Genomic DNA, 12225 nt, shown 5'->3' on the forward strand with positions numbered 1-12225 from the left:
ATTAGATTTTTATCCCATCTAAAATCGAGATACAGAATATGTAACTTATGCTTTCGGCGTGTGTGTATATAAATATTCTTTTAAGGGGTGATCGCTGATCAAAGGGTAAATATCAGAAGATCAGATGAAGATCTTTTTCTACATCAGCGATCAGTGGTTTACTTTTTGTGATCTGGATCAAACTTGTAAAGATTAAAACCATCAATACTGACATTGATCAAATCATACGAAATCGTATAACTCGGTGTTGAGCGTTGTAACAAGCTAAAATGATCAGTTATTTACTGTGATTGGTATCATTTAGTGGTACTGGTATAAATTATGGAGAGAAGCATGCAACAAAACATCTGCCCAAGCTGTGACGTAGAACTAGAGTGGACAGGTCAATACCACTGTAATCAATGCCATTCTGATTTTCAAAAGGTAGGGTTTTGCCCCGATTGTGACGCAGAGTTAGAAAAGCTACAGGCGTGTGGGGCAGCCAATTACTTTTGTAATAGCTGTAATGAGCTTAAATCAAAATCTCGAGTTCGATTTGAGTTCCAAAAAGTGGTGACAGGCGAATAGAGTGTTAAGTACTAAATAGAATGATAAGTACCAGATTTTTAAGAACTAATAGGTTGGTACAAACTAGTTTACGGTAGAGCGAAGCTCACCATCGGCCAATCGGGTGACTAAAACGTCGCCCGTTTTTGCGTCTGATGCTTGAGTAATGACTTTGCCTTGCTCGGTTTGTGTAATCGAGTAGCCACGTTTTAGCGTTGCTAATGGGCTGACGGTATCGAGTTTTTCCGCTGCGAGCGCAAGTTGGTGACGCATGGTCAGTAATTTACGATCCATCGCATCCATCAATTTCTGTTCGACCCGATCAAGCTTCGATTTTTGCTCAGCAAGTCGTTTGTTAGGGGAGTTGAGTTGCAAACGATGGTGTTTTCGTTCTACGGCTTGCTGATGAGTCGAGATGAATCGTTGCATAGCGCGTTGCAAGCGCATATCTAATTCATCTAATTGTTGCGACTGGCGTTGCAGTTGGTAGCTCGGGTGTTGGCGTTCTAAACGATGCGTCAGTTGAGCGACTTGCTGTTTTTGCTGCGTAAAGTAGTAACGCATCGCACTCGCGAGTTTATGTTGACGAGTGACCAGAGCTTGATCTTTATGGCTGTTATCACGGCTGACCAATTCAGCTGCGGCAGATGGTGTCGGTGCGCGCATATCAGCGACAAAATCAGCAATTGTCACATCCACCTCATGACCAACCGCACTGATGATCGGAATTTGGCTTGCGGCAATCGTACGAGCAAGTATTTCATTGTTGAAGCACCACAAGTCTTCTAACGAACCACCGCCACGACCAACAATCAATACGTCACACTCATCACGGCTATTTGCACGACCGATTGCTTGAGCAATTTGAATCGCTGCGTCTTCGCCTTGCACCATGGTTGGGTAAATCACCACGGGTAGCGATGGATCACGGCGTTTCAATACGTCTAAGATGTCGTACAGCGCGGCACCAGTTTTTGAGGTGATCACACCAACACGCTTGGGATGCTCTGGTAAAGGTTGCTTATTAGTTTGAGCAAACAAACCCTCCGCAGCTAGCTTCATCTTAAGGGCTTCAAACTCTTGTTGCAGACGTCCATCACCTTCGGGTTGCATACTTTCGATGATCAGCTGATAGTCACCACGCGGCTCATACAAAGAGAGACGAGCTTTAACGAGAACTTGATTACCGTTAGCCGGTTTGAAAGTGACGCGACGATTGTTACCACGGAACATGGCACATTTAACTTGAGCGCGGGAATCTTTAAGCGTGAGATACCAATGGCCAGAGACAGGCGCAGAGAAGTTGGAGATCTCTCCGACGAGCCAAACAATCCCCATTTCGTTTTCGAGTAACAGACGCACTTCAGCATTGAGACGAGAAACCGTGAAGATATTTTGATTGGTCTGGGAGAGCACAGCTAATTCCGTAGACGTGAGTATGGAAGTTAGCGGCAATATAATACATATCAAGGGGGTAAATGCAAGAAAAAAATTAAAAAATTTGTGGTCAAGCGATTACGTTAACCGTATAATCCCTCCGCAATATCTAATCCAAATGTAGCCCACTACCTAAAACGGGTTACCCTCATTATGCGAAACGATGAGACTGGATTGTTCTTTTTACTCCTCTAATTGTGAGATATTGCAAATGCTAAGAATTGCCAAAGAAGCGCTGACATTCGATGATGTACTACTCGTGCCAGCTCACTCCACCGTTCTCCCTAACACAGCTGATCTTCGCACTCAGTTAACGAAAAATATTAGTCTGAACATCCCTATGATTTCTGCGTCTATGGACACAGTGACGGAAGCTCGTCTTGCGATCGCACTTGCGCAGGAAGGTGGCATTGGCTTTATCCACAAAAACATGTCTATTGAGCAGCAAGCTGCTGAAGTTCGTAAAGTTAAGAAGTTTGAAGCTGGTGTGGTTACCGATCCTGTAACCGTTAATCCAGATGCGACAATCGCTGATGTGGTTGCACTAACAGACAAACACGGCTTTGCGGGTTTCCCTGTTGTTACTGAAAACAATGAGCTTGTAGGCATTATCACTGGTCGTGATGTTCGCTTTGTTACTGATCTTTCTAAGAAAGTATCATCAGTAATGACAGCAAAAGAAAACCTTGCAGCAGTTAAAGAAGGTGCAACTCGTGAAGAAGTGCAAGAGAAGATGCACGAAGCACGCGTTGAAAAAGTACTGGTTGTTAATGATGAGTTCCAACTAACAGGTATGATCACTGCGAAAGACTTCCATAAAGCAGAACGTAAACCAAACGCATGTAAAGATGAGCGTGGCCGTTTACGTGTTGGCGCAGCAGTTGGTGCTGGTGCTGGTAACGAAGAACGCGTTGCTGCTCTTGTTGAAGCGGGCGTTGACGTTCTACTTATCGACTCTTCACATGGTCATTCTGAAGGCGTACTTAACCGCATTCGTGAAACTCGCGCGGCTTACCCAGATCTAGACATCATTGGTGGTAACGTTGCGACTGGTTCTGGTGCTCGTGCACTCATCGAAGCAGGTGTAAGCGCGGTTAAAGTTGGTATCGGCCCTGGTTCAATCTGTACAACTCGCATCGTAACGGGTGTTGGTGTTCCTCAAGTAACGGCAATCGCTGATGCAGCAGAAGTTGCAAACGAATACGGCATTCCAGTGATTGCTGACGGCGGTATCCGTTTCTCTGGTGACATCTGTAAAGCAATCGTAGCTGGCGCATCATGTGTGATGGTTGGTTCTATGTTCGCAGGTACAGAAGAAGCACCGGGTGAAGTGATTCTGTTTAACGGTCGTTCATACAAAGCTTACCGTGGCATGGGCTCTCTAGGTGCTATGTCTCAAGGTTCTTCAGACCGTTACTTCCAATCAGACAATGCGGCAGACAAGCTGGTACCAGAGGGTATTGAAGGTCGTATCGCATACAAAGGTCGTCTAAAAGAAATCGTACACCAACAAATGGGTGGTCTACGTTCAAGCATGGGTCTTACTGGTAGCGCAACGATCGAAGACATGCGTACGAAAGCTGAATTTGTACGTATCTCTGGCGCAGGCATGAAAGAGTCTCATGTTCATGACGTTCAGATCACGAAAGAAGCACCAAACTACCGCCTAGGCTAATGCCAAACGGTGTTCAGATTTAGTAAGAATTAATCTGACGTAAACGTTTGCTTTTTTCCTTGAAGCATTAATAAGAGGCGGGTAAACTCGCCTCCGTTTTAATAACCTATAACTTCGAATTTTTTCGGGGTTTACGATAAGACTGCCAAAATGACTAAAAACATTCATGACCAACGTATTCTGATCTTGGACTTCGGTTCTCAGTACACTCAGCTAGTAGCACGCCGTGTACGTGAAATCGGTGTTTACTGTGAGCTATGGAGCTGGGACGTTGAAGAATCGGACATTCGTGAGTTCAACCCAGACGGCATCATCCTATCCGGTGGTCCAGAAAGCGTAACAGAAGCAAACTCTCCTCGCGCACCGCAATATGTATTCGATTCAGGTGTACCTGTTTTAGGTGTATGTTACGGCATGCAGACGATGGCAGAGCAACTAGGTGGCCGAGTAGCGGGTTCTACTGAACGTGAATTCGGTTACGCACAAGTGAAAGTTTCTGGTGAATCTGCACTATTTAAAGATCTTGAGCTGACTCAAGACGTGTGGATGAGCCACGGCGACAAGGTAGTGGAAATTCCTGCTGACTTCGTAAAAGTAGGTGAGACAGAGACTTGTCCTTACGCTGCTATGGCGAACGAAGAGAAGAAATACTACGGTGTGCAATTCCACCCAGAAGTAACGCACACTAAAGGTGGCTTACAGATGCTAGAGAACTTTGTTCTTGGCGTATGTGGTTGTGAGCGTCTATGGACGTCAGAATCTATCATCGAAGACGCGGTTGCTCGCATTAAAGAGCAAGTAGGTGACGATGAAGTTATCCTAGGTCTATCTGGTGGTGTTGATTCATCTGTGGTTGCAATGCTGGTTCACCGTGCAATTGGCGACAAGCTAACATGTGTGTTTGTTGATAACGGTCTGCTTCGTCTGAACGAAGGTCAGCAAGTGATGGATATGTTTGGCGATAAGTTCGGCCTAAACATCATTAAAGTTGATGCTGAAGATCGTTTCCTAAAAGCACTTGAAGGCAAGTCTGATCCAGAAGAAAAACGTAAGACTATTGGTCACGTATTCGTAGACGTATTTGATGAAGAGTCTAAGAAACTTAAGAATGCGAAATGGCTAGCACAGGGTACGATTTACCCAGACGTAATCGAATCTGCAGCGTCTAAAACGGGTAAAGCGCACGTGATTAAATCACACCACAACGTGGGCGGTCTACCTGAAGAAATGGCAATGGGCCTTGTTGAGCCACTACGTGAGCTATTTAAAGATGAAGTACGTAAGATCGGTCTAGAGCTTGGTCTTCCATACAACATGCTTTACCGCCACCCATTCCCAGGTCCTGGTCTAGGTGTTCGCGTTCTTGGTGAAATCAAGAAAGAGTACTGTGACTTGCTACGCCGTGCTGACGCTATCTTCATTGAAGAGCTACATGCAGCAGACCTATACAACAAAGTATCGCAAGCGTTCACGGTATTCCTACCTGTACGTTCAGTAGGCGTTATGGGTGATGGTCGTAAGTACGATTGGGTTGTATCACTGCGTGCGGTAGAAACCATCGACTTTATGACTGCGCATTGGGCACACCTACCATACGACTTCCTAGGTAAGGTTTCTAACCGTATCATCAACGAAGTAGATGGCATTTCTCGCGTGGTTTACGATATCTCTGGTAAGCCACCAGCGACTATCGAGTGGGAATAATTCCTGACTAGATAACTGAAATCATGAACCAGCCTTCGGGCTGGTTTTTTTGTATCAGATGCGTGTTGCTCATGCCAAGTTCAATCATTATTTGAGCTGAGTATTGATGGCTTGGGCACTCATGACTGGGCCGCCCATTGCTTAGGTTCTCATGATTTGGGTTCTCATGATTTGGGCATATTCGCTGATTAAGGTGTATGAACGCCGTGTGATAAGTGTCGTCGTTAGTCCCATGAGTTAACCGCTATTCATGTCTTGCTTTCAGCAATTTTCACAATAATTCGGCACAATAAGTCGAAAAATGGAGGTTGGCATAATGTGCAGTGAATTGGGATATTCGGGATGTGATTGGCTAAAACTTGGTCTAAAAAACCATAAAGAATTTCTTTTTTAGGTGGGTCTTTTTTTATTCACTTAATTGCCTATTTGCGCAATCTAAGTTTCCAATAACGTCTTTTCTCTTTTGTTTGGTCGTCAATTAAAATTCGCGCGCAATTTTTATCAACATTTTTGAAATAGGTACGCTTACATGTCGACTAAACTGGCTAACCCAGCACCTCTAGGTCTAATGGGTTTCGGTATGACCACGATTCTGCTTAACATTCACAATGCAGGATTTTTCCCAATTGACTCTATGATCCTAGCGATGGGTATCTTCTACGGTGGTCTTAGCCAAGTTCTTGTTGGCATGATGTGCTTCAAGCGTGGTGATACTTTCGGTACAACGGCATTTACTTCTTACGGTCTGTTTTGGCTAACACTAGTTGGTCTAATCGTTATGCCTTACATGGGTCTACCAGCAAGCCCAGCAAGCTTCATGGGTTGGTACTTGCTACTATGGGGTATTTTCACAGGATTCATGTTCATTGGTTCTCTATGCTACCCAGTAGCGAAGCAAGTGGTATTTGGCTCTCTGACTATCTTGTTCTTCCTACTAGCAGCGCGTGATTTCACTGGTAGCGAACTGATCGGTACGATTGCTGGTTTTGAAGGTATCTTCTGTGGCGCAAGTGCAATTTACTTTGCAATGGCTCAAGTACTAAATAACGAGTACGGTCGTACGATTCTTCCAATCGGCGAAAAGCAAAAGCCTCAAGTCGCTACACAAGAAATCGCCGCTTAATCACCCATTGATTAAACGAAAAAAGAAAGGGTTAGCCAATGGCTAACCCTTTTTTAATACCCGTTATTTGGGTCACTGCTTTTTCTTATAGACCTGCCAACCCGTAAGGGGAGGGGGCCAAATCAAACGTTAGGTAGAGGGCTGTTCAACCGTTTCTGTTGAATCACTGTCTGCCGTTGGGACTTTACCCGTTTTACGCTTGTATTTTTCTTCCCAGTAATGCGCACCTTTAATACCAAGTGCAACTGGGTTGAACGTGTATTCTGTTACGCCTCGCTTTTGCTGATCTTCGTAATCAGCCAGTGCTTTTAATGCTGGTTTCGACATGAAGAAGATGATCAAAATGCCGACAATGTTTAACCAAGCCATTAAGCCAACACCCACATCACCCATTGCCCACGCAAGGTTTGCTGTCTTCACTGTGCCGTAGAATACCGCCGTAATCAGAATGACTTTAAGAATGAACATTAAACCGTTTACTTTGAAAGTACGACGGATGTACGCGATGTTCGTTTCTGCGATGTAGTAGTACGCCAGAATCGTGGTGAACGCGAAGAAGAACAGCGCAACCGCAATGAATGGCTTACCAACCCCAGGTAGGGCACTTTCAATCGCCATTTGAGTGAATACTGGGCCGTTTGCACCGATGCCTGCAGGGAGGTTCTGCACTAAGAATACGCCCTCTACAGCATCATGTACGTTGTAGGCACCGGTAATAAGAATCATAAATGCCGTCGCTGAACACACGAGCAAAGTATCAATATAGATTGAGAACGATTGAACCAGACCTTGTTGAGCCGGGTGATCGACACTTGCCGCGGCTGCCGCATGAGGCCCTGTACCTTGACCTGCTTCATTAGAGTAAACGCCACGTTTTACACCCCAACCAATCGCAGCACCGATACCTGCCATTGGCGTAAAGGCATCCCCTAAGATCATGGCAAAGATTCGTGGTACTTCACTGATATTAAGTAAGATAATAACGAACGCAGAGATGATGTAAGCAAGCGCCATGAAAGGCACCACAATCTGCGTAAAGTTGGCAATACGTTTTACGCCACCAAAAATGATGAAAGCAAGAATGACACAGACAACCGTACCAGTGAGAATTTTAGCGAAACTGAAAGTACCGATAGCGGTTTCAATCATGTCACCAGAGCCAAATGCCGCCTCTACGGCATTACCAATGCTGTTTGATTGAACGCCAGGAAGTAGAACACCACAAGCAAAGATGGTGGCAATAGCGAAAATCCATGCGTACCACTTTTGGCCCATTGCTTTCTCTATATAGTAAGCAGGACCGCCGCGGAATTCACCCTCGTCTTCTTCCTTATAAATCTGTGCTAGCGTTGATTCTGCGTATGCCGTCGCGGCACCAAAGAAAGCAACCACCCACATCCAGAAGACCGCACCAGGACCACCAAAACCGATAGCCGCGGCGACACCTGCAATATTACCTGTACCAACACGGCCAGATAACGAAACAGCAAGTGCTTGAAAAGACGAAATCCCTTTGGCAGAACTTTTTCCAGAGAGTAGCAAGCGCCACATTTCAAAGAAGTGTCTAATCTGCACAAAGCGCGTCATGATGGAATAGAACAAACCCGCACCTAGGCACAAATAAATAAGTACCGGACTCCAGATAATTCCATTCAGAAAATCAACTAATGACTGCATGAGTATTTTCCCTGTTTGTTATGGTTGTGGTTGTTTTTCGTACAACACATTACCCTTTTTTGTAATGCAATTGTTAATCTTTTTCTCTGTTGCTCGTTTGTAACGTGATGGTGGACACGAAATGGTTAAAAATTGTTAATAATAGATGGTTGTTTTGTTGGGTGGATGAACATTGCTTTAAATGGCATTAAATTGATTGAATATGCAGTGTTTTGTAATGCAGAATATCAATGCATTTTTTAGTGTTATCTTCGGTTTGATATAAGCTAGATGGATTAATAAGCTATCTGTTGCGCTGTTGCGCTGTTGCTCTGGGGCTGATATTGATATTGATATTGGTGCAGCGGCACGGGTGAGCAGAACCTGACTCGTAAAGGTAAATGAAATGCCAATCATCAGGCATAACGACTTAGGTCCAACTCTGATTCATCGCTTATGCTACATTCCAAGCCTTGCATGATTGTGGCCAGAATGTGTGCTGAGCCGCATGCCATGGTCCAACCTAAGGTGCCGTGGCCCGTATTTGTAAACAGATTCTCATATGGGGTTGCTCCAATAATCGGGGTTCCATCGGGTGTCATTGGCCGAAAGCCTGTCCAAAACTCCGCTTGGTTAAAGTCACCACTTTTAGGGAAAAGATCACGGATGACCATCTCGATGGTGTTTTTACGCTTTTGTGGTAGGGACGAGTCAAAGCCAGCCAGTTCTGCCGTTCCAGCAACACGGATTCGGTTATCAAAGCGAGTCATGGCGACTTTATAGGTTTCATCCATCACCGTTGAGCGTGGGGAAAATTGCTCACATTCAATCGGAACCGTCAGTGAGTATCCTTTGACAGGATAGACTGGAATATTGATTTTAAGCTGTTTGAGTAATGCCGTTGAATAACTGCCAGAAGCAAGTACAAATTGGTCTGCTTTAAACAGTCCGCAATTGGTTTGGACACCCATGATCTTTTTGCCTACCGTGATCCAATTACTGACCTCTGTATTGAACTCAAACCTGACACCTTGGGCTTTCGCAAGCTCTGTTAACTGTTGACAGAACTGAAAACAATCCCCAGTTTCGTCGTCTGGTAGGTGTAAGCCACCGACCAGTTTTTCTTGTACTAACGCCAGTCCAGGCTCTTGCTCAATGCACTCTTTTACGCCCATCAACTGAAATCGAGTACCGCTCTGTTCAAGTAATTTGAGATCTTTTTCGATTGCATCGAGTTGTTGCTGAGTACGAAACACTTGCAGCGTGCCCAATTGTCGCCCTTGATAATTGATCGCGTGTTCATTCCTCAGTTGCTCTAAACAAGCTCGGCTATGATTCGCGATCGACAGCATACGTGCTTTGTTTTTCTGATACCGAGGCAGCGTACAATTAGCGAGCATTTGCGTGGCCCAACGAATCAGATCTGGATTGAGTGAGGGTTGGATTTTGAGTGGGGCGTGTTCTTCGGTTAACCATTTTATGGCTTTACTAGGGATGCCTGGTGCGGCCCAAGGGGAAGAGTAACCGTAAGATATTTGTCCAGCGTTGGCAAAGCTGGTTTCCATCGCGCTGCTTGGCTGGCGGTCAATCACCGTAACCTGATAGCCAGTTTGTGACAAATACCAAGCTGAGGTTAAACCAATAACACCGCTGCCTATTACGATAACGTCCATTGATGCGTCCCACACATTTACGATGTTGCGCAGTTTGTCTTCTTTACCTTTTGTTAACAATCGATATAAATTACATTCAGCGTTTAGAAAAACTATAGGCTCAAGGATGAAAAGTAGCATCGTTAGTGGATTATGGTTGTTTACTCAAGTGGCGGAGTTTCCGAGTTTTACTCGAGCCGCAAAGGCTCTGCATCTGACGACGGGAGCGATCAGCCAGCAAATTATTCAATTAGAACAACAGCTCGGTTTTACTTTGTTTGAACGCCACTCGCGCGGGATTACACTCACGGTTACTGGGCATCAACTATTGAAGTCAACTTCCTTTCATTTTTCAGAGCTCAGTAAAACGCTGGATGATCTGCAAACAGAAAAACCGAGTAACGAAATTCGCCTTAAGTTAACGCCATCTTTTGCATTTAAGTGGTTGGTTCCTCGATTAGAAAGTTTTCATATTGAAAACCCTGACTTGCAAGTTCAAATCTACGCTGAGGGGGCGATCGTTAATAGTGAACTCAGAGACTATGATGTTGCGATTGATTATGGGCTTCACCCTTATCGAGATGCGAGTGCAGAGCTCATTCTTGAAGAGCGACTTTTGCCTGTAATGAGCCCAAAGTACCTAGAAGATCATGGGTGGCTAAAAGCCTTGAAAGCCTCTGAATATGAATGGGGCAAGGCAACATTATTGCATGATGCAATGCCATGGGAGAGCGCAGCACGTGATCATGAATGGTTGTTTTGGGCATCAAGTATGGGCTTAGCGTTCAAAACGGATGTGGGGCACTTCTTTAATCGTACTGACATGGCTATCTCTGCGGCAGAAGCCGGGGTTGGTATCGCCATGGCACGAATGGCGTTGGTTGAGGATGAGCTGAAATCGGGGCGTTTAGTCTCGCCCTTTGAGCCTATTGCGGCGAATGCGGGATACTATTTGATCACCAATACAATAAGCGCGTCAACCAATAGGTTTCGGCGATGGTTGAAACGACAAATCGCAGCTTAAAGCGAAACCGCTAGAAACAAGATTGTGACCGTTAGCAAGTATCTTTGCTGAAAAAGTAGGCAGTATATTAGATGATCGCCATTCACATAAATATTCAAGGAAGATACATGAAAGACGAAACACTCTCGATCCATTTTGGATACGAAACCGACCCCACGACAAAATCTGTTGCGACGCCTATTTATCAAACCGTGGCTTATGAGTTTGACAACGCTCAGCATGGGGCCGATTTATTCAACCTTGAAGTACCGGGCAATATTTACACCCGCATCATGAACCCAACCAATGATGTACTGGAAAAGCGCATGGCCGCTTTAGAGGGCGGGATTGCTGGATTGGTGGTTAGCGCTGGCAGTGCTGCGATTAACTATGCCATCTTAACCCTTGCTCAAGCGGGCGATAATATTGTCTCGACCCCGCAGTTATATGGGGGAACTTATACCTTGTTTGCCCATATGTTGCCGAATCAAGGTATAGAAGTGCGTTTTGCAAAAGATGACAAGCCAGAAAGTTTGGCTGAGCTTATCGATGACAACACCAAAGCCGTTTACTGTGAAAGTATTGGTAATCCAGCAGGCAACATCATCGATTTAGAACGTGTTGCAGAACTCGCGCATGAAAAAGGCGTGCCTGTCATTGTCGATAATACCGTCGCCACTCCGGTATTGTGTAAACCCATCGAATTTGGTGCAGACATTGTGGTTCACTCCTTAACGAAATACGTTGGTGGGCATGGCACAACATTGGGCGGCATTATCATTGATTCAGGTAAGTTTCCATGGGCAGAGCATAAAGCGCGTTTTCCTGTCTTTAATCAACCTGAGCCGTCTTATCATGGCGTGGTTTATACCGAAGCATTTGGTGAAGCCGCCTTTATTGGACGCGCTCGAACCGTTCCGTTAAGAAATACTGGTGCGGCACTATCACCGATGAACGCCTTTATGCTCCTACAGGGGCTAGAAACCTTATCATTGCGCATGGAGCGTCATACAGAGAATGCGCTTAAAGTGGCTGAATACCTCAGCCAGCATGAGCAGGTGAGTTGGGTGAGTTATGCTGGTTTACCAAGCTCACCACATTATCCTTTGGCAGAAAAATACATGCAGGGCAAACCATCAGCCATCTTATCATTTGGCCTAAAAGGGGGGTATGAGGCGGGGGTTCGTTTCTATGATGCACTGAAAATTTTCAAACGTTTGGTCAATATTGGCGATGCCAAATCGCTTGCGTGTCACCCTGCATCCACCACTCATCGTCAGCTTAGTGAGGCAGAACAAAAACAAGCGGGTGTTGCACCAGAGATGATCCGTTTGTCTGTTGGTATTGAGCACATTGAAGATATTTTGGCAGATCTGGAGCAAGCGCTACAAGCGTAATTGTCGGTACTTATATTGGCTAGATGGTCAAT

Annotated in this window: 9 protein-coding genes; 6 read left to right on the forward strand and 3 right to left on the reverse strand. The window is 45.1% G+C overall.

The window, feature by feature from the left end; all coding sequences use genetic code 11:
* The first annotated feature begins 333 nt into the window (after positions 1-333).
* Complete coding sequence (locus VA249_RS02890) at positions 334-567, forward strand: zinc ribbon domain-containing protein (RefSeq protein WP_211919914.1); 234 nt, start codon at positions 334-336, stop codon at positions 565-567.
* Positions 568-630: 63 nt separating this feature from the next.
* On the opposite strand, the gene xseA is transcribed toward VA249_RS02890, so the two are convergent.
* On the reverse strand, positions 631-1962 hold the full coding sequence (gene xseA / locus VA249_RS02895) for an exodeoxyribonuclease VII large subunit (protein ID WP_128811533.1): 1332 nt from the start codon (positions 1960-1962) through the stop codon (positions 631-633).
* A 232-nt stretch (positions 1963-2194) separates the two neighbouring features.
* Here xseA and guaB point away from each other — a divergent pair, with 232 nt between their 5' ends.
* The 3 genes from guaB (at position 2195) to VA249_RS02910 (ending at position 6485) form a co-directional block, all read left to right on the forward strand.
* Complete coding sequence (guaB, locus tag VA249_RS02900) at positions 2195-3658, forward strand: IMP dehydrogenase (RefSeq protein ID WP_128811532.1); 1464 nt, start codon at positions 2195-2197, stop codon at positions 3656-3658.
* Between the two features lie 150 nt (positions 3659-3808).
* Positions 3809-5362 (forward strand): glutamine-hydrolyzing GMP synthase, encoded by a 1554-nt coding sequence (gene guaA / locus VA249_RS02905; protein WP_221068822.1) that lies wholly within the window; start codon positions 3809-3811, stop codon positions 5360-5362.
* A gap of 529 nt (positions 5363-5891) precedes the next feature.
* On the forward strand, positions 5892-6485 hold the full coding sequence (locus tag VA249_RS02910; RefSeq protein ID WP_128811530.1) for an acetate uptake transporter: 594 nt from the start codon (positions 5892-5894) through the stop codon (positions 6483-6485).
* 129 nt (positions 6486-6614) lie between these two features.
* On the opposite strand, the gene VA249_RS02915 is transcribed toward VA249_RS02910, so the two are convergent.
* Positions 6615-8162: an alanine/glycine:cation symporter family protein gene (locus VA249_RS02915; protein WP_221068824.1), complete on the reverse strand. Its 1548-nt coding sequence runs from the start codon at positions 8160-8162 to the stop codon at positions 6615-6617.
* Between the two features lie 395 nt (positions 8163-8557).
* Positions 8558-9814, reverse strand: a complete 1257-nt coding sequence (locus VA249_RS02920; RefSeq protein ID WP_221068826.1) for a D-amino acid dehydrogenase — start codon at positions 9812-9814, stop codon at positions 8558-8560.
* A gap of 106 nt (positions 9815-9920) precedes the next feature.
* Between VA249_RS02920 and VA249_RS02925 the strand changes: the two genes are divergently transcribed.
* Both VA249_RS02925 and VA249_RS02930 read left to right on the forward strand, forming a co-directional pair.
* Positions 9921-10817 (forward strand): LysR substrate-binding domain-containing protein, encoded by an 897-nt coding sequence (locus tag VA249_RS02925; protein WP_221068828.1) that lies wholly within the window; start codon positions 9921-9923, stop codon positions 10815-10817.
* A gap of 107 nt (positions 10818-10924) precedes the next feature.
* Entirely contained in the window at positions 10925-12193 is a 1269-nt protein-coding gene (locus VA249_RS02930; RefSeq protein WP_221068831.1) for an O-acetylhomoserine aminocarboxypropyltransferase/cysteine synthase family protein, read from the forward strand.
* Positions 12194-12225: the final 32 nt, after the last annotated feature.

Source organism: Vibrio alfacsensis (assembly GCF_019670485.1).
Taxonomy (GTDB): Bacteria; Pseudomonadota; Gammaproteobacteria; order Enterobacterales; family Vibrionaceae; genus Vibrio; species Vibrio alfacsensis.